This is a genomic window from Aliihoeflea sp. 40Bstr573, assembly GCF_024105655.1.
Taxonomy (GTDB): Bacteria; Pseudomonadota; Alphaproteobacteria; order Rhizobiales; family Rhizobiaceae; genus Aliihoeflea.
Genome location: NZ_JAAAMH010000001.1, coordinates 26,215 through 45,090, shown reverse-complemented (window position 1 = coordinate 45,090; position 18,876 = coordinate 26,215). Strand labels below are relative to the sequence as shown.

Annotated in this window: 15 protein-coding genes; 9 read left to right on the top strand and 6 right to left on the bottom strand. The window is 64.7% G+C overall.

Annotated features, from left to right (window positions below):
* Nucleotide 1 precedes the first annotated feature (1 nt).
* Nucleotides 2–373 (top strand): VOC family protein, encoded by a 372-nt coding sequence (locus GTK01_RS00200; protein ID WP_252923669.1) that lies wholly within the window; start codon nucleotides 2–4, stop codon nucleotides 371–373.
* Here GTK01_RS00200 and putA read toward each other — a convergent pair.
* The gene (gene putA, locus GTK01_RS00195; RefSeq protein WP_252923668.1) at nucleotides 370–3,969 is read right to left on the bottom strand and encodes a bifunctional proline dehydrogenase/L-glutamate gamma-semialdehyde dehydrogenase PutA; all 3,600 of its coding nucleotides are present in this window, start codon (nucleotides 3,967–3,969) and stop codon (nucleotides 370–372) included. The two genes, GTK01_RS00200 and putA, sit on opposite strands and share 4 nt — an antisense overlap.
* Nucleotides 3,970–4,113: 144 nt before the next feature.
* Here putA and GTK01_RS00190 point away from each other — a divergent pair, with 144 nt between their 5' ends.
* The gene (locus GTK01_RS00190) at nucleotides 4,114–4,569 is read left to right on the top strand and encodes an Lrp/AsnC family transcriptional regulator (protein WP_252923666.1); all 456 of its coding nucleotides are present in this window, start codon (nucleotides 4,114–4,116) and stop codon (nucleotides 4,567–4,569) included.
* A gap of 34 nt (nucleotides 4,570–4,603) precedes the next feature.
* Here GTK01_RS00190 and GTK01_RS00185 read toward each other — a convergent pair whose 3' ends face one another.
* Both GTK01_RS00185 and GTK01_RS00180 read right to left on the bottom strand, forming a co-directional pair.
* A complete protein-coding gene (locus GTK01_RS00185; RefSeq protein WP_252923664.1) occupies nucleotides 4,604–6,061 on the bottom strand; it encodes an NAD-dependent succinate-semialdehyde dehydrogenase in 1,458 nt (485 codons plus the stop codon).
* A gap of 75 nt (nucleotides 6,062–6,136) precedes the next feature.
* On the bottom strand, nucleotides 6,137–7,087 hold the full coding sequence (locus GTK01_RS00180; protein ID WP_252923663.1) for an AEC family transporter: 951 nt from the start codon (nucleotides 7,085–7,087) through the stop codon (nucleotides 6,137–6,139).
* Nucleotides 7,088–7,212: 125 nt separating this feature from the next.
* Between GTK01_RS00180 and GTK01_RS00175 the strand changes: the two genes are divergently transcribed.
* From GTK01_RS00175 to GTK01_RS00150, 6 genes are all read left to right on the top strand, one after another.
* Entirely contained in the window at nucleotides 7,213–7,767 is a 555-nt protein-coding gene (locus tag GTK01_RS00175; RefSeq protein ID WP_252923661.1) for a histidine phosphatase family protein, read from the top strand.
* Nucleotides 7,768–7,874: 107 nt separating this feature from the next.
* The gene (locus GTK01_RS00170; RefSeq protein WP_152529515.1) at nucleotides 7,875–8,162 is read left to right on the top strand and encodes an acyl carrier protein; all 288 of its coding nucleotides are present in this window, start codon (nucleotides 7,875–7,877) and stop codon (nucleotides 8,160–8,162) included.
* 11 nt (nucleotides 8,163–8,173) lie between these two features.
* A complete protein-coding gene (locus GTK01_RS00165; RefSeq protein WP_252923659.1) occupies nucleotides 8,174–9,361 on the top strand; it encodes a beta-ketoacyl-ACP synthase in 1,188 nt (395 codons plus the stop codon).
* 11 nt (nucleotides 9,362–9,372) lie between these two features.
* Nucleotides 9,373–10,641 (top strand): beta-ketoacyl-ACP synthase, encoded by a 1,269-nt coding sequence (locus GTK01_RS00160; RefSeq protein ID WP_252923658.1) that lies wholly within the window; start codon nucleotides 9,373–9,375, stop codon nucleotides 10,639–10,641.
* Nucleotides 10,642–10,671: 30 nt separating this feature from the next.
* Nucleotides 10,672–11,700, top strand: coding sequence for a zinc-binding dehydrogenase (locus tag GTK01_RS00155; RefSeq protein WP_252923656.1), 1,029 nt, complete (start codon nucleotides 10,672–10,674; stop codon nucleotides 11,698–11,700).
* Complete coding sequence (locus GTK01_RS00150) at nucleotides 11,697–12,638, top strand: lipid A biosynthesis lauroyl acyltransferase (protein ID WP_252923655.1); 942 nt, start codon at nucleotides 11,697–11,699, stop codon at nucleotides 12,636–12,638. Before GTK01_RS00155 ends, GTK01_RS00150 begins: the two co-directional genes overlap by 4 nt.
* A 9-nt stretch (nucleotides 12,639–12,647) precedes the next feature.
* Here the strand turns inward: GTK01_RS00150 and GTK01_RS00145 are convergent, their stop codons facing one another.
* The 3 genes from GTK01_RS00145 to GTK01_RS00135 form a co-directional block, all read right to left on the bottom strand.
* Nucleotides 12,648–13,580 (bottom strand): DmsC/YnfH family molybdoenzyme membrane anchor subunit, encoded by a 933-nt coding sequence (locus tag GTK01_RS00145; protein WP_252923654.1) that lies wholly within the window; start codon nucleotides 13,578–13,580, stop codon nucleotides 12,648–12,650.
* Entirely contained in the window at nucleotides 13,580–14,341 is a 762-nt protein-coding gene (locus GTK01_RS00140) for a 4Fe-4S dicluster domain-containing protein (RefSeq protein ID WP_252923652.1), read from the bottom strand. The genes GTK01_RS00145 and GTK01_RS00140 overlap by 1 nt, the downstream gene beginning before the upstream one ends.
* Nucleotides 14,342–14,552: 211 nt before the next feature.
* Nucleotides 14,553–17,393 (bottom strand): molybdopterin oxidoreductase family protein, encoded by a 2,841-nt coding sequence (locus tag GTK01_RS00135; protein WP_252923650.1) that lies wholly within the window; start codon nucleotides 17,391–17,393, stop codon nucleotides 14,553–14,555.
* Between the two features lie 170 nt (nucleotides 17,394–17,563).
* Here GTK01_RS00135 and GTK01_RS00130 point away from each other — a divergent pair, with 170 nt between their 5' ends.
* The gene (locus tag GTK01_RS00130; RefSeq protein ID WP_252923648.1) at nucleotides 17,564–18,841 is read left to right on the top strand and encodes an acetylornithine deacetylase/succinyl-diaminopimelate desuccinylase family protein; all 1,278 of its coding nucleotides are present in this window, start codon (nucleotides 17,564–17,566) and stop codon (nucleotides 18,839–18,841) included.
* Nucleotides 18,842–18,876 lie beyond the last annotated feature (35 nt).

The following is an 18,876-nucleotide window of genomic DNA, read 5'->3' as shown; positions in this document are numbered from 1 at the left end:
CATGGAGGGACTGGAGGAGAGCGCCCGTGCGATTCCTGTCCTTCCGTCGCTCGACATCGACCGCTCGCGCCGTTTTTACGAGGAACGGCTCGGCTTTTCCAGCAAGCACTACCAAGGGGATGACTATCTCATCGTCAGGCGGGGCGACATCGAGTTGCACTTCTGGCGGACCGACGATGAGAAGCTTCCTCCGGTCACCTGCGCCTATATTCGCGGGCGTGACGCCCTGGCACTGCACGCCGACTTCGAGGCACGCGGCGCGGAAAAGTTGAGCCCGATCATGGCGCGCGACTGGGGCATGACCGAGTTCTACGTATGGGACCCGGACGGCAACCTGCTCAAGTTCGGGATGCCGACCGAAGACGACGACTAGTCCGCTGCGGCCAGCAGGCTGGCATTGCCGCCCGCGGCGGTGGTGTCGACGCACACGGATCGCTCATGCGCATAGGCGGCCGGGTAGATCCTCTCGGTGACGAGGGGCACGAGCGGTCCCGATTTCCGCGCCAGCGCATGCCGGATCTTCCGGAGCGTCGCATCGTCGGCCACGCTTGCGACCAGATCGGCGTCGAGGTCGACGAGGTCGGTCGATGCGACTTGGCCGTCGAGCGCGGCGAGCGGCATCCCCTTGGCCGTCAGCGGCTTCAGGATGGCATTCGCGCGGGGGGCGACGGCGAGGACGGCATTGCCGGCAGCAAGCGCCTGGACGACCTGCACGAGAAGTGCATCTTCCGAGGGCCCAAGGCAGAGCACGCGGCCTCTGGGTCCAAGCGACAGGGCGTTGCCCTCGCCAGTCGGTCCCGGCAGGTCGACCGGGCCGTATTCGAGCGATGCCGCAGCCGCGATTGCCTCGCCTGCGCGGCCGCGCAAATGCTTGCGCAGGACGGCGATGCGATCCGCGCGTGTCGCCCAATGACCTTTCCTTGCGTCCGGCAGATGATCGCGCAACGTGGTCAGCGCGATTTCCTTGGCCGGCTCGACGAGCTCAGCGGGCGCGTCACTCTTGCGGAAGCGGCGCAGATAGTGCGGGCCGCCAGCCTTTGGGCCGGTGCCAGACAGGCCCTCGCCGCCAAAGGGCTGGGAGCCGACGACCGCGCCTATCTGGTTGCGGTTGACGTAGATGTTGCCGGCGTGGACGCGGTCGATGACGTGCTGGACGCGCGCGTCGATGCGCGTGTGAAGCCCGAAGGTCAGGCCGTAACCCGTTCTGTTGATGGCGGAAATGACCTTGTCGATCTCGTCGGCCTCGAAGGTTGCGACATGGAGGACGGGGCCGAAGACTTCGCGCTCCAGTTCCTCGATGCCCTTCACGCGGAAGATATGCGGGGCGACGAAGCGTCCTTCCGAGGGGGCGTCGAGCTTTGCGACCAGTCGCCCCTCGCCGTCGAGTTTGCGGCAATACTCCGCGATGCCTTGCTGCGCCTCGGCGTCGATGACGGGGCCGATATCGGTCGCCATGGACCAGGGATCGCCGATGCGCATGGCAGCGAGCGCACCCTTGAGCATCGAAAGCATGTGCGGTTCGACGTCCTTCTGGACGTAGAGCATGCGCAGGGCCGAGCAACGCTGTCCGGCGGACTGGAACGCCGAAGCGACGATGTCGCGCACCGCCTGCTCGGCCAGCGCGGTGGAATCGACGATCATGGCATTGAGGCCGCCCGTCTCGGCGATCAGCATGGCATCGGGCGTGGCGGTTTCGGCGAGTTGCCGCTCGATCAAACGCGCGACTTCGGTCGAGCCGGTGAAGCAGACGCCGGCGATGCGCGGATCGGCCGTCAGCGGCGCGCCGACATTCGGCCCGTCGCCGATGACGAGTTGCAGCACGTCGGCGGGAATGCCCGCCTGATGCAAAAGCGCAACGGCGCGGGCGGCGATGAGCGGCGTCTGCTCGGCGGGCTTGGCGACGACCGCATTGCCGGTGACGAGCGCGGCCGCGATCTGGCCGGTGAATATCGCCAATGGGAAATTCCAGGGCGAGATGCAGGCGATTACGCCACGCGCCGCGCCCGCCTTTTCCGCCTCTGCGGCCTGTGCCGCGTAATAGCGCAGGAAGTCGACCGCCTCGCGCACTTCCGCGATGCCGTCGGGCACCGATTTGCCGGCTTCGCGGGTGGCAAGCGCGAAGAACTCGACAGCGTGCTGCTCGTAGAGGTCGGCGGCACGGCGTAGCATGTCCGCGCGCTCGGCAACGGGCGTTGCCGCCCATGCAGCGGCAGCCGTGGAGGCGCGGTCGATCGCGGCAGCGACAGTTACGGCATCATCTTCGACGATCTCGCCGACGATTTCGGCGGGCTTGGCCGGATTGGCCACCTCTCGCGGTTGGCCGGTGCCGCCCGCCTTCCATTGGTGCGGGGCGGAAAATCTCGAGCGTTCGGCTTCGATGGCGTCTTCGGTCAGCGGATCGGTGATGTCGAACCCTGTGGCATTGACGCGGCCCGCGCCGAAGATTTCGGACGGGAGCGGCAGCGCTGGATTGCGGGCGGCGCCCTGATGCGCGACGACATCGAACGGATCGCGCGCGATCTCTTCGGGCGCAACGCTTTCGTCGACGATCTGATGGACGAAGGAGGAGTTCGCGCCGTTCTCGAGAAGGCGGCGGACGAGATAGGCGAGAAGGTCGGAGTGGGCGCCGACCGGCGCATAGATGCGGCAGCGCGTGCCTTCGGCCTTGCGCACCGCCTCGTGCAGCGCATCACCCATGCCGTGCAGGCGCTGGAATTCGAAGGCATCGCGGTCGGCGGCCATTTCGAGTATGGCGGCGACGGTGTGGGCGTTGTGAGTGGCGAATTGCGGGTAGATGCGGTCCGTCATGCCCAGAAGCTTGGCCGCGCAAGCGATGTAGGACACGTCCGTGTTCGGTTTGCGGGTGAAGACGGGGTAGCCGGCAAGGCCCATGACCTGCGCGCGCTTGATCTCGGTGTCCCAATAGGCGCCTTTGACGAGGCGGATCATGATCCGGCGGTCGAGCCGCACCGCCAGATCGTGCAGCCAGTCGAGCACCGGCGCGGCGCGCAGGCCATAGGCCTGGACGACGACGCCGAAGCCGTCCCAACCGGCAAGGCGCGGATCGGCCAGCACCGCTTCGATCACGTCGAGCGAGAGGTCGAGCCGATCGGCTTCCTCTGCGTCGACATTGAGGCCCATGCGGGCGTCCTTCGCCGCCAGCGCAAGCGACAGGAGCCGCTCGGTCATGACCGGCAGCATGCTCGCGCGCTGCGGGCGCTCATAGCGCGGGTGGAGCGCGGAGAGCTTGACTGAAATGCCGGGGTTCTTGCGGATGTCGTCGGAGCGGGCCTCCTTTGCGAGCGCACTAATCGCGTCGGCGTAGGCCTTCAGGTAGCGCAGCGCATCCTCCTCGGTGCGGGCGGCCTCGCCCAGCATGTCGTAGGAATAGAGGTTGCCCTTGCGGATCTCGCCCGCGCCGCGCTTGACCGCCTCGGCGATGTTGCGGCCAAGAACGAAGTTCTCGCCCATCTCGCGCATGGCCGCGGCGACCGCGCGGCGGATAACGGGCTCGCCGACGCGGCGGACCACACTGCGCAGCGTGCGCTCGATACCGCCCTCGCCTTCGTCCAGAACCTTGCCGGTGAGCATCAGCGCCCAGGTGGACGCGTTGACGAAGATCGAGCCGGAGCCGCCCGAATGGGCCGACCAGTCATGCGGGGCAATCTTGTCACGGATCAATTCGTCGATCGTCTCGGCGTCCGGCACGCGCAGGAGCGCTTCGGCGAGGCACATCAGCGCGACGCCCTCGCTCGTCGACAGGCCGTATTCGGCCAAGAACACCTCCATCAGCTTCGGCTCGGCGTGACCGCGCACCTGGCGGATGAGACCGGTGGCGCGCGTCGAAATGCGCGCGCGCTTTTCGGATGACAGGCCGGCCTGCCGGATGAGGCTTTGCAGAACCTCGCCCTCTTCGGCCAGATTGTTTCGGCGGATGGCGGCGCGCAGGTCGCGGGTGGCATCGAGCATTTGGAGCCTCGAAAGACGGGGTGGCCTGAATGACGCGAGAATAGCATGGCGCAGAATTGCGCCTCGGCCAAACAGATGCGCTTTTCAGACCGAACGGACTGATGATATGGCTCGAAAATCGCCATCCGAACTGGATTTCGGACAATGCCAGACCAAATCGATCGTATCGACCTGAACATCATCGCCGCGCTGTCGAAGGAGGCGCGCCTGTCCATGGCGGAACTGGCCGTGCAAGTGGGCCTTTCGAAGACGCCGGTTGCGGCGAGGGTGAAGCGGCTGGAGGCGGACGGCTATATCCGAGGCTATTCGGCGATCGTCGACCGAGAACGGCTCGGCGAAGGACACATCGCGTTCGTGCAGGTGAAACTGTCGGATACGCGGTCAGCGGCGCTCGGCGAATTCAACAAGGCGGTGATGACGATCCGCGAGATCGAACAGTGCCACATGATGGCGTCGAGCTTCGACTACCTGCTCAAGGTGCGCACGCGCGACATCGTTTCCTATCGGCGCGTGCTGGGCGAACGCATCTCGGCGCTTCCGCACGTGGCGCAGACGTCGACCTTCGTGGCGATGGAGACAGTGAAGGATCGACAGAACTGAAGAGGCCGCCCGTAGGCGGCCTCCCGAGTGTGGATCAAAGCCCCAGACCGCCGATGCAGACATATTTGGTGTCGAGGTAATCCTCGATGCCCTGTCGTCCGCCTTCGCGGCCGAGGCCAGATTCCTTGACGCCGCCGAACGGTGCTTCGGGCGTGGTGATGATGCCTTCATTGACGCCGACCATGCCGTATTTCAGGCCTTCCATGACCCGAAACGCGCGGCCGAGGTCGCCGGTGTAGAAGTAGCAGGCAAGGCCGAATTCGGTGTCGTTGGCCATCTCCACCGCCTCTTCCTCCTTCTCGAAGCGGAAGACCGGCGCGACGGGGCCGAAGATCTCCTCCTTCATGAACTTCATCTCGGGCGTGGCGTCGGCGATGACGGTGGGCTCGAAGAAGGAGCCGCCGAGCTGGTGACGGTTGCCACCCGCGACGACCTTGCCGCCCTTGGACTTGGCGTCGGCGACGAATTCCTCGACCTTTTCGACAGCCTTCTCGTCGATGAGCGGGCCCTGCTGAACGCCTACCTCGAGGCCGGGGCCAACCTTCAGCTTGTTCGAAGCCTTGGCGAGCTTGTCTACGAACGCGTCATAGATGCCGGACTGAACGAAAAATCGGTTGGTGCACACGCAGGTCTGACCGGAATTGCGGTACTTCGCGGCAATGGCGCCCTCGACCGCGCGGTCGATGTCGGCGTCGTCGAAGACGAGGAACGGTGCGTTGCCGCCAAGTTCCATGGAGACTTTTTTCACGGTCAAAGCGGACTGCTGGATGAGGATTTTCCCGACTTCGGTAGAGCCGGTGAAGGTGATCTTCTTGACCAGCGGATTGGTCGAAAGCTCCTTGCCGATCTCGCTCGCGGCGCCGGTAACGACGTTGACCACGCCCTTCGGGATGCCGACTTCCTCGCACAGCGCACCCCAGGCAAGGCCGGAATAAGGCGTCTGCGATGCCGGCTTGATGACGGAGGTGCAGCCGGCGGCGATGGCCGGGCCGATCTTGCGGGAGAGCATCGACGACGGGAAGTTCCAGGGCGTGATGGCCGCGATGACGCCGACAGGCTCCTTCGTCACAAGGATGCGGCGGTCTGCCCATGGTGACGGCACGACGTCGCCATAGGTGCGGCGTGCCTCCTCGGCGAACCAGAGGATATAGGCGGCGGACGCGCCGATCTCGCCCTTCGATTCGGTGAGCGACTTGCCCTGCTCCATGGTCAGAAGCTCGGCGAGCGCATCCTGATTGTCCATGATCGCGTCGTGCAGCTTGCGCAGCATCTTGGAGCGTTCGAGAGCGGTGGTCTTGCGAAAGGTTTTGAAGGCCTCGTGTGCGGCCTCGATGGCGCGGCGCGTTTCAGCGGCGCCGGATTTGGGGACGACGCCGATTTTCTGGCCGTTGGCGGGGTTGGTGACGTCGATGGTCTGGCCCGAATCGGCCTGCACCCATTCGCCGCCGATCAGATTGGCCTCGCGGAGAAAATGGCTGGTCTTCTTGAGCATAATGCCCTCCCTCTTTCCTTCAATTGGAATGCGTGAGGCATGATGTAATGCAGCCAGCCGGCCGGACCAAGGCATTCAGCCAAATAGGCGTTGAGCCACGGCCAGCCACAGGAAGCTCGACGCGGCGGCGACGAGGGTGGAGATCGTCATGACGTTGGAGGCGAGCGCCTGGCCGGTGCCGAATTTCGTTGCGATCAGATATGGGTTCACGCCAGCGGGCAGCGATGCCGCGGTGACGACGACCATGGCTGCGAGCGGCGGCAGGCCGATGACGAGCACCGCGCCGAGGGCGGCCGCCGGCATGAGGAAAAGCTTGATCGCCGACAGGGCAAGCCCGGCCTTCACATTGCCCGATATGCCCATGCGCCGCAGCGAAAGCCCCATGGCGAAGAGCGCAAGCGGCCCGGCGGAATTGGCAAGCGCATCGACGAAGCGCATGCCCAGCGACGGCATCTCGAAGCCCGTCAACCGCCAGATCAAGGCCGCCAGGATGCCGACGATAAGCGGGTTGGAGACGAGCTTTTTCAAGAAGTCGGCGATAGCAGCGAACACGCCGGCACTTTCCGAGGAGCCGCGACCGGCCCATTCGAAGAGTGCGATCGACGTCGCCATCATGATCGGCAGGTGGACGGCGACGATGAGCGAGAGAACTTCCAGTCCCGGCTGTCCGAAGACGCCCTGCACCAGGGGCAGGCCGAGGAGGACGAGGTTCGAGAATGCGGACGATACACCTCCGACAACGTTGGCACGGCTGTCACGCCCGAAAATTCTTGCCGTGACCACCTGGCCGATCGCCCAGGCGACAGCGACGGCGAAGAAGTAGCTCGCCCACTGCGACAGCGGCGCTGCGCCTTCGAAATCCGCCTCGACCAGCGTTCGAAAGAGAAGGACCGGAACGGCGATCGCGACCGCGAAGGCCGTCAGCGCGTCCCCGACTGCCGTCTTCAACAGGCCTGTCCAGCCCGACACGTAGCCGAGCGCGACAAGTCCGAAGACGAAGATAATGGTCTCGGTCAAAGGCGACATGACGGGGCAGTAACGCGCGCTGAAAACCACCGCAATGGACCAGCCGCGTCAAAAGGCGTGCTGTCGGCGGTTTCGCTCTTTGCCGTTCACCCTATATGACTGGTCATGAAATCAATGGAGATTGCATGATCCGGGCGCTCATCATCATCGCCGCGCTGGCGCTTGCTCTGCCGGCCCACGCGACCGAGGCAGGCTGGGCGCTCCTGCGGAACGGCGGTCAGGTCGTGCTCCTCAACCACGCCAACGCACCCGGCTCAGGCGAACCGGCTGCGTTCGACATCGAAGCATGCCGCACGCAGCGCAATCTTTCTGAGCAGGGCCGCCAGCAGGCACGGCGAATCGGTGCGCTGTTCGCGGCGCGGTCCGCGCCGGTGCAGGAAGTGCTCGCAAGCCGCTATTGCCGCACAAAGGAAACGGCTGAACTCGCCTTCGGCGCGTCGCTGGTCGAAACCGCTGACTGGCTCGATCCGGTCGAGCCCGAGACGCCGGAGGCAGAGGTGCGCGCGCAAAAGCTGCGCGAGACGATCGAGGCCTATACCGGCTCCGGCATTCTTGTGCTTGTGACGCATGGGGATTTCATCCAGGCCGTGCTCGGCACACGTTCACGCGAGGGCGAAGCCGTCGTCGTCAACCTCAACGAGAACGGCCTTCATGCCGCCGCCCGCATCGTCTTCAACTAGGACGCCCGCCGCCGTGCATCGGCGCAAAATCCCCCGCGCCCTTTTCCTGCCGCCAAAAAGCGATTAGAGAGCGCGCGAACATCTTTTTCCAACCTCGTATCGAGGGACTGCCCGTGACATCCACATTCGACAAGGTTGCCGACATCATCGCCGAGACGAGCGAGATCGATCGCGAGACGATCACGCCCAAGAGCCACACGATCGACGACCTCGGCATCGATTCGCTCGATTTCCTCGACATCGTCTTTGCGATCGACAAGGAATTCGGCATCAAGATTCCGCTCGAGAAGTGGACCCAGGAAGTCAACGAGGGCAAAGCCACGACCGAAGAGTACTTCGTGATGGAAAACCTCTGCGCCAAGATCGACCAGCTCGTCGCCGCCAAGGCAGCCTAAGGCCGATCCGCATGAGCGCAAACGACGTCGTCATTACCGGCATCGGCCTCGTCTCCTGCCTTGGCGAAGGGGCGCAGGCGCACTGGTCGATACTGTCGGCCGGCGATGCAAAGCCGGTCTATGACGCCGAGCGCTTCGCACCTTACACGATCCATCCTCTGCCGCAGATGGACTGGAGCCAGCAGATCCCCAAGCGCGGGGACCAGCGGCAGATGGAAACCTGGCAGCGGCTCGGCACCTATACGGCCGGGCTGGCTCTCACTGACGCCGGCATCAAGGACGACGAGGCGCTATGTGCCTCGATGGACATGGTGGTGGCGGCAGGAGGCGGCGAACGGGACGTCTCCGTCGACGAAGCGATTCTCGAGGCCTCGCGATCGCGCAACGATCATGAATTGCTGCTCAACGAAAAGCTGACGACCGAGCTGCGCCCCACGCTCTTTCTCGCGCAACTCTCCAACCTTCTCGCCGGCAACATATCCATCGTCCACAAGGTCACCGGTTCCTCGCGCACATTCATGGGCGAGGAAGGCGCCGGCGTTTCCGCGATCGAGACCGCGGCCGCGCGCATCCGCTCCGGCCAGTCGACGCATGTGCTCGTGGGGGGCGCGTTCCAGACCGAACACCCCGACATGCTGCTGGGCTACGAGCTTGGCGGGTATCTGCATCGCAAACGCTGGAAATCCGTCTGGCAGCGCGGCGCGAACGATGGCGGCGGCGTCGTCACCGGGTCCGGCGGCGCGTTCCTCGTTCTGGAATCGCGCGCTCATGCCGAAGCGCGCGGCCGCAAGGCCTATGCCCGGATAGACGCCGTGGCTTCCGGACGCGCGCGGCGCGAGGGCAACGACCTTGCGACGGCCGTCTCCGGGCTTTTGCGCTCCCTACCCGATTTCGTCGCGACTGAACTCGTGATTTCCGGCGCTTCGGGCGCCCATGCCGCCACGGCCGCCGAGCGCCAGGCGCTGCGGGAACAGGGCAGCCACGCCGTACGCGCCTTCTCGACGCTGACCGGACACATCAAGGAAGCGCAGTTCCCGTTCGCAATCGCGCTTGCCGCCCTGGCGCTGTCGAACGAGGCCGCCTACCCGCCCTTCGACGCCGAGAACGAAGCCGCCGCGAGCGCGCCGCCGGCCAGGGCCGTCGCGACCGCGATCGGCTACAATCGCTTCGAAGGCGCGGCCGTGCTGGCGCGGGCATAAGGGAGATCGCCGTGAAGACCACCGATCATCTTGGACGTCCCATCGTCGCCGTCACCGGCATCGGCGTCGTCACCTCGCTCGGCCAGGGGCTCGATGCGAACTGGGCCGCGTTGACCTCCGGCCAGTCCGGCATCCACCCCATCACCCGCTTCCCGACCGACCATCTGGCGACGACGATTTCGGGCACCGTCGACTTCCTGCCATCGAGCAAGGAAGGCGCATCGGCATTGACGCAGGAACTCGCGGACCTATCCTCAGACGAAGCGGTCGGCATGTCGGGCATCGCGCGCGGGCGCTTCGACGGCCCGCTTTTCCTCGCCTCACCACCCGTTGAGCTGGGCTGGCAGGACCGACTGTCGCTCTACGCTTCGTCGAGCGAGGAGCAAGGCTACCCGCGCCTCTTGAAGGTCGCGCGCGAAAAGCTCACGGCGGAGATTTTCGACGTGGCGCAATTCGCCACCATCGCCGACCGCCTCGCGGACAAGTACGGCACGCGCGGCCTGCCGATCACGCTCTCGACCGCCTGCGCCTCGGGCGCGACGGCGATCCAGCTCGGCGTCGAGGCAATCCGGCGCGGCGAGTGCGAGCGCGCGCTGGCCGTCGGCGCAGACGGCTCGGCGACTGCCGAAGCCCTGATCCGTTTCTCCCTGCTCTCGGCGCTCTCGACCGCCAATGAAGCGCCGACGAAAGCGTCCAAGCCCTTTTCGAAGGACCGCGATGGCTTCGTGATGGCGGAGGGCGGTGCTGCGCTGGTGCTCGAATCGCTGGAAAGCGCGATGCGGCGCGGCGCCAAGGTGCTCGGCATCCTTCGCGGGTGTGGCGAGAAGGCCGACGACTTCCATCGCACGCGCTCCAAGCCCGACGGCTCGCCCGCCATCGGCGCGATCCGCGCGGCGCTCGACGATGCCGGACTCGGTGACGACGGCATCGCGTATGTCAATGCGCACGGCACCTCGACGCCGGAAAACGACAAGATGGAGCATCTGTCGCTGGCGACCGTCTTCGGCGACAACTTGAAGCGGATGCCGGTTTCCTCCAACAAGTCGATGATCGGCCATACGCTTTCGGCAGCCGGCGCGATCGAGGCCGTATTCTCGCTGATGACCATGCGCGAAGGCGTGCTGCCGCCGACGATCAACTACGACAATCCCGACCCCGCCATCGACCTCGACGTGGTGCCGAACGCCAAGCGATCGGCGGACGTGCGGACGGTTCTGTCGAACTCTTTCGGCTTCGGCGGCCAGAACACGTGCCTTGTCATGGCGCGCGAAGCGTTCTAGCTCCGCTTCGACAGCAAAACGGAAGAACCCATGCGCGCATTGCAACTGATCGAGGATCGCCGCCTCGAAACCGTCGACATTGCCGACCCCGACGCACCCGGCCAGGGCGAAGTGACGCTGCGCATCCGCGCCGTGGCGTTGAACCATATCGACGTATGGGGCTGGCGCGGCATGGCGTTCGCAAAGCGCAAGATGCCGCTGACTGTCGGCGCGGAAGCCTCGGGCGAGGTCGTCAAGGTCGGCCCGGGCGTATCGAACCTGCGCGAGGGGCAGCTCGTCTCGATCTACGGTGCGCGCACCTGCGGGCTTTGCAAGGCCTGCCGCGAGAAGCGTGACAATCTTTGCGAGAACGTCTCGGGCGTTCACGGCTTCCATCTCGACGGCTTCGCGCAGGAATACATGAACCTGCCAGCGCGCCTGCTGGTCCCTGCCCCGCCCGGCGTTGACGAAATCGGCGCGGCGGTCGCGCCGGTGACGTTCGGCACGGTCGAGCACATGCTGTTCGACAATGCGAAGCTGCAGCCCGGCGAGACGATCCTGATCCATGCCGGCGGGTCGGGAATCGGCTCCGCGGCCATCCAGCTTGCCAAGCGCATGGGCTGCACAATCCTGACCACGGTCGGATCGGATGCGAAGATCGAGCCGGCCAAGGCGCTGGGCGCCGATCACGTCATCAACTACCGCACAGACCGGTTCGAGGGTGCGGTTCGCAAGATCACGAAGAAAAAGGGTGTCGATGTCGTATTCGAACATGTCGGCGCTGACACCTGGGCGGGGTCGATGCTTTGCCTGAAACGCGGCGGGCGGCTTGTGACCTGCGGTTCGACCTCCGGCGTCTCGACCTCGATGAATTTGATGCAGCTCTTCCAGCAGCAGCTCAAGATTTTCGGCTCGTTCGGCTGCCGGATGGAGAACATGGCCGATGCGATGCAGAAGATGGCAGGTGGCCAGGTCTCTCCTGTGATCGACACGGAAGTCGATTTCGACGGCATCGGCCGCGCGCTGGAGCGCATGGAAGGCCGTGACGTTTTCGGCAAGATCATTCTGCGCGTGTCATGAAGGGCGACAAGCTGCCGGCTTTCCTGCGACCGCTGGTCTACAGATCGGCGGGTGCACTGAAACAGGCGGAATACTGGACGACCGCGCGGCTGGCGATGGCCGTCCTTTGGGGCTTGCGCAAGCTGCCGGCCGACAAGGCGCTCGATTTCGCCGACCGGACCGCGCGCAGGCTCGGCCCGAAATTCGGACGCCATCGCGTGGCGGTCAACAATCTCCGGCGCGCCTATCCGGAGAAATCCGAATCGGAAATCCAGCAGATTGCCTCGGACATGTGGGGCAACATGGCACGGCTAGCGGCGGAGTATATCTTCCTCGACCAGATCTTCGACCACGAGCCAGGCAAGGCGCCGGGCCGCGTCGAGGTGATCGGCGAGGATATTTTCCTGCGCATCCGCGAGGAAAAGCGCCCGCACATCATCTTCACCGCTCATTCGGGGAATTTCGAGCTACTGCCCGTCGCGGCAATGGCCTACGATTTGCCGGTGACCGCGCTGTTCCGGGCGCCGAACAACCCGTACATGGCCGAATACGTCTTCAAGACGCGGCGCGACACGATGGGTGAATTGCTGGCCTCCCGCGCCGGCGCGGCCTTCGCGCTTGCGCGTGTTCTGGATCGCGGCGGCAATATCGGCGTCCTTGTCGACCAGAAGTTCCACAAGGGCCAAAAAACCACATTTTTCGGCCGCGAATGCCGCACCAACCCGCTGGTGCCGAAACTTGCCCGTCAGTTCGAATGCGACGTCTATCCCGCGCGCTCGATCCGCTTGCCGGGCAACAAGTTCAGGCTTGAACTGCAGGAAAAGATCGAGTTTCCGCGCAATGCATCCGGCGCGATAGACATTCATGCAAGCTGCCAGATGATGAACGACATCGTCGAAGGCTGGGTGCGCGAGCATCCGGGGCAGTGGATGTGGTTTCACAAGCGCTGGGCGGACTGAAGCTGCGCTTTAGCGCCCGTAATAGTTCATGACCGCGTGGCGCGCTTCGGCGAAAAAGAGCCAGCGCTCGACGAACACACCAGCATAGTGCGCCAGGACGGCCAGGAAGGCGGCGAGGAAGGCCGTCAGCCCCGGGCCCATGGCGTTTGCCGCCAGCGCAGCGACCACGAGCAGCACGACCGGGACAAAGCCGCCGAGCAGGATTGCGATGCCGAAAAGCTTGTCGGCATGCTTGCGCGCGACCTGAAAGCCCATCTCGCGCGTCAGGTAGTTGTCGTTGATGTGCGGTCTTTCGAAGAGCCGCACGCGCCCGATGAAGCCGAGGCCGGTTGCGGTTTCGGGCGTCGTCAGGGGCGGAAGGGCCTTGCCGTCTGCGCGCCAGCGGCGCTTCACCATCCAGGCGGCGACGGTGGACAGAACGGCGAGGACAGCGAGCAGCCATGGCCGGGACGCGCCGGTCACGGCTAGCAGCGTGCCGACGGTCGCGCCGCTCGAGAGCGAGAAGAGCAGATAGGTGACGGGCGTCAGAGGTTGCGACCAGAGCTGGACGGTCCGCAGGGAGCCGTAGATCATTGCCGTGCAGTATACGGTGACGAGGCTGAGGCCGGCTGCGAGGACACCAGCCAGGACCAGATGGCGGTCGTGGAAGATTGACGCGTAGGCGCAGACCGTCAGCGGCAAGAAGGTCAGGATCGCCATGACGCCTTCACGCGACAGCCAGCTCGTCTTCCACTGGGATAGCGCGCGCCAAGCGCGTTGCGGATTGCCGAGATGGAGAGTGGAGGAGACGAGCCCGCCGGCAATGAGCGCCAAGGCGAGGAGATAGCCGATCTTGGTCGCAAGCGCAGCGGGCTCGAACAGGCCGAGACCAAGCAGGGTCGCAAGGCCGTACCCCATGCCGGAGAGCGTCGTAAAGACGATGATGGAGAGTGCGGGATGCATCAAATACGCTCCAGCACGCCGTCAAGCCACGCGAAGAAACCGGACGCGCCGGCCGAGGTCTCCGCCAGCGGAACCGCGCTGTCGGCAAGGGCCGTGCGCGGGCGCGGCGGAAGGTACTTGTTGACCGGCTTCGTACCCTGCTCTGGCATCAGGTCGATGCCGCCGCGTGCAGCGACCATTTTCGAAACGTCGGACTGCGGGTCTGCAAGGTCGCCATAGTGGCGGGCGTTGGCGGGGCAGGTTCGCACGCAGGACGGGACGCGGTCGATCTCATCGATCGTCTCGTTATAGATGCGGTCGACGCAAAGCGTGCATTTCTTCATGACGCCAGCGGCAAGGTCCATCTCGCGTGCGCCGTAGGGACAGGCCCAGGCGCACAGGCCGCAGCCGATGCACATATCCTCGTCGACCAGGACGATGCCATCCTCGCCGCGCTTGTAGGACGCGCCCGTGGGGCAGACGGTGACGCACGGCGCATCCTCGCAATGGAGGCAGGATTTGGGGAAATGGACGATCCGCGCATCGCCTGCTTCTCCAATCTTTTCTGCGCCTACGGGCAGCACTTCAAAGGAGTGAATCCGGTTGAGGAAGGTGCCTGAGACGTCGGGGCCGTATGGGTCCTGGTCAGAGAGCGCCGCGCCATAGCCGCCGGTGTTCCACTCCTTGCAGGATATGACGCAGGCATGGCAGCCGACGCACACGTCGAGGTCGATGACGAGGCCGAGCTTCTTGGGGGTTGGGACTGCGGGAAGCGAGGTCATGGGTTTGGGCTGCCGCGATTTGGAGCCGCACCTTGCCGCAGAGGTCGCGTACCCCCACCCCGCACCCCTCCCCACAAGGGGGAGGGAAACGTCGGCGGCGGTGCACTATCGCCCACGGCCAGACAAGCGGAACGTAAGGCGCGGCGTGGATGCCCTCCCTTCCCCTTGTGGGGATGGATACAGGGTGGGGGTGAGCCGAGCTGAGTTTGCATCATTCGCTCCACTCCTGCCCGTATCGCAATTCGTCCGGTGCGGGCGCAATGCGGCGCTGGTCGGGCAAGTGCGGTTCGGTGACCATGCCTGGTTCGGCCTTTTCGATCCGGACGCGCAAATCGTACCAGGCGGCCTGGCCGGTGATCGGGTCGGAGTTCGACCAGCGCATACCATCGCCCTTGGGCGGCAGGAGCTCGTGGATCAGGTGGTTGAGGAGAAAGCCCTTTCGGGCTTCCGGCGATTTCGGGTCGAGCGCCCATGCGCCGCCGCGCTTGCCGATCGCGTTCCAAGTCCACATCGTGTCGCGGTTAATGACGTTGGAGCGCGCGATCTCGACCTTGATCCGGCCGTGATGCGAGATGAGCCAGACCCAGTCGCCGTCGCGCAAACCGTGCGCGTCGCAGATCGCGCCGGGAACGTAGAGCGGGTTCTTCGTGTGGATCTGTCGCAGCCACGCATTCATCGAACCCCAAGAGTGGTACATCGCCATCGGGCGCTGGGTGATGGCGTGATAGGGATACTCGTCGCGATCCACGCCAGCTTCCTCCAGCGGCATGTACCACGCGGGCAACGGCGTGAAGCTGGCGAGAATGCGCGCGCGATGCTCCTGCGGCGCGAACGGTTCGCGAACACCTTCCGCCGAGAGCCGGAATTTTTGCAGAATTTCCGAATAGAGCTGGAAGGTGACGGGCTGCGGCTTGTCGAAGAAGCCAATCTTCACCGCGAAGTCCTGATAGGCCTGGTTCGCGTGCTTGAAAAAAAGCGCTTCGGAGGGGATGTGCGCGGAAAAGAACGAGCCGTTCTCGATATAGCGCTCGATCTGGGTCGGATTCACCGCACCCCTGCCCGCGCGGTCACCCTGCGCGCTGCGAAAGCCCGCCAGCGGGCCTATGCCGGGGCGACGCTCGTGACGGACGATGTAGTCGGCATAGTCGGCGTATAGCGCATTCCCTCGATGGTCGACGAAGCCGGGCAGCTTCAGCCGTGCGCCGAGATCGATGAGAACGGTCTGGAACGGGCGCACGTCGCGATCGGGCGCGAGCACCGGCCAGCGGATCGCGTCGTTGACCGAATCGGGCTCGGAGATCGGCCGGTCGAGCAGCGAGATGCAGTCGTGGCGCTCCAGGTAAGTCGTGTCCGGCAGGACGAGATCCGCATAAGCGACCATCTCGGACGAATAGGCGTCGGAATAGATGATCTTCGGGATGCGGTATTCGCCGGTCGCCTCGTCCTTCTCCTCCAGCATGCGGATCGTCCCCGCCGTATTCATCGACGAGTTCCAGGCCATGTTGGCCATGTACAGGAACAGAACGTCGACTGGGTAGGGGTCGCCGGCATGGGCATTGGCGATGACCATGTGCATCAGGCCGTGAGCCGAGAGCGGCGCATCCCACGAGAACGCCTTGTCGATCCGCGTCGGCTTGCCCGCTTCGTCCACCAACAGGTCTTCCGGTCCGAGCGGGAAGCCGAGATGCGGGCCGGAGAGCGGCTGGTTGGAACCGAAATGCTCCGCCTTGCCGTGCGGGCGCGGATGTGCCTCGACGGGCTTTGGATATGGGGGCTCGTAGCGGAAGCCGCCGGGACAGTCGATCGCGCCGATCAGCACCTGCAGCATGTGGAGTGCCCGGGCGGTCTGGAAGCCGTTGGAATGGGCCGAGATGCCGCGCATGGCGTGGAAGGAGACCGGACGGCCGACGAAGCTTTCGTGCCGCTGGCCGTTCACATCCGTCCAGGGTTGCTTGATTTCGATCGTTTCCTCGAAGGCGACACGTCCGATTTCCGCGGCAAGGCCGCGGATCGTGCCCGCGTCGAGGCCGGTCTGCGCCGCGACGTTTTCCGGCGCATATTTCGGGTCGAGATATTCGGCGGCCAGAAGCTCGAAGGACGGGCGGACGGAGCGGCCGTCCGGCAGCGTGAAACGGCCGTGCAGTGCGGGACGCGCGCCTTTCGACCCGGCCAGGACCGCGCGTTCCGTCACCGTCTCGAAAACGAGCGGACGACCTTCGCCATCGCGTGCGAAAAGACCATGCTCGGCGGTACCGGGGGCATCGATGACCAGCCAGGGCGCGTTCGAATAGCGGATCAGATAGTCGACATCGATGCGCCGCGCTTTCAGGAGTTCGTGGACGAGAGAAAGGATCAAGAGGCCGTCTGTTCCCGGGCGGATGCCGATCCAGTTGTCGGCGACGGCGGAATAGCCGGTGCGGACGGGATTGATCGACACGAAGCGTGCGCCGTTCGCCTTCACCTTGGAGATGCCGATCTTTATCGGGTTCGAGTCATGGTCTTCGGCAACGCCGAAGAGGACGAAGAGCTTGGTGCGGTCCCAGTCCGGCTGGCCGAATTCCCAGAACGCGCCGCCGATGGTGGTGATGCCGGCGGCAGCCATGTTGACGGAGCAGAAGCCGCCATGGGCGGCATAGTTGGGGGTGCCGAACTGCTGCGCCCAGAATCCGGTGAGCGATTGCGACTGGTCGCGACCGGTAAAGAAGGCGAGCTTCTTCGGATCGCTGGAGCGGACGGAACCAAGCCAGTCGACGGCGAGCGACAGCGCCTCGTCCCAAGAAATTTCCTTGAATTCGCCGGAACCGCGCGGGCCGGTGCGCAGCATGGGCGCCTTGAGCCGCGCCGGCGCATAGTGCTGCATGATGCCGGCCGAGCCCTTGGCGCACAGAACGCCCTTGTTGACGGGATGGTCGCGGTTGCCCTCGATATAGCGGACCTTGCCGTCTTTGAGATGCACATCGATGCCGCAGCGGCAGGCGCACATGTAGCAGGTCGTCTTGCGCACTTCGTCCGATACGGGGCGGGACAGGTCGACGCGGTGTTGGCTGGACATGGGTACCTTTTTGCTTCACCCGACTTTTATACAAGACGCGATGCCAAGAAAACGGGTTTGCGTGGGCAACGGTGCCTTGACCCCCGCCAGCGCACCGAAAGTTCTGGTCCAGCACGATCGTCCGTCTGTCGCACTTGCCAAGCCTTCCGCCCACCGCTCACATTGCGGCCATGAGAGAACAGTTGATGAAGGCGGTCGAGGACCGCACCGATGACCTTGTGGCGCTAACGCGCGACCTGATCCGATTTCCAACGATCAATCCGCCGGGCGAGGCCTATACGCCGTGCGCCGAATATATCGGCGAAAGGTTGAAGCGTTCCGGCTTCGAGATCGAATATGTGCGCGGCGAAGGCACGCCGGGCGACAGCGACCGCTATCCGCGTACAAACGTCATCGCCCGCTTTGAAGGCAAACGGCCGGGCGAGACCGTGCATTTCAACTCGCATATCGACGTGGTCGAGGCGGGCGAAGGCTGGACGGTCGATCCCTATGAGGGCGTGGTGAAAGATGGACGCGTCTACGGTCGCGGCTCCTGCGACATGAAGGGCGGGCTCGCCGCCTCGATCATTGCGGCCGAAGCCTTCATCGCCACCAACCCGGACTTTGCCGGCGCGATCGAAATCTCCGGCACGGTGGACGAAGAATCGGGCGGCTTCGGCGGCGTTGCCTATCTTGCCGGCAAGGGCTACTTCTCCAAGCCGCGCGTCGATCACGTCATCATTCCCGAACCGCTGAACAAGGATCGCATCTGCCTTGGCCATCGCGGCGTCTGGTGGGCGGAAATCGAGACCAAGGGGCGGATCGCTCACGGTTCGATGCCGTTCCTGGGCGATTCGGCGATCCGCCACATGGGCGCCGTGCTCGCCGCCTTCGAGGACGAACTCTTTCCCGCGCTCGACAAAAAGCAGACACGCACGCCCGTCGTGCCTGAAGGCGCGCGGCGCTCGACCATGAACATCAACTCGATCCATGGCGGCCAGACCGAGGATTTTTACCCCGGACTGCCCTCGCCCAACGTGGCAGACACCTGCCGGACCGTGATCGACCGGCGCTTCCTGCTCGAGGAAGACATCGGCGACGTGAAGCGCGAGGTGACGTCCATCCTCGACCGGCTGAAACGGGAGCGGCCGAAATTCGACTATTCGATCCGCGACATGATGGAAGTGCTGCCCTTGATGACGGAGAAGGACGAGCCTGTCGTTCAGGCTGTCGCATCCGGAATTCGCGATATTTTTGACCGCGAACCGGACTACGTCATCTCGCCGGGTACTTACGACCAGAAGCACGTCTCGCGCATCGGGCACCTGTTCAGCTGCATCGCCTACGGCCCCGGCATCCTCGACCTCGCCCACCAGCCGGACGAATGGGTGGGCATCGAGGACATGGTGCAGTCGGCCAAGGTTATGGGTATCGGGCTTGGGTACCTACTTGGCGGCAGAACCGGCTGAAACCACTCAAGCCGCACATGAACTTTTCAACGCAA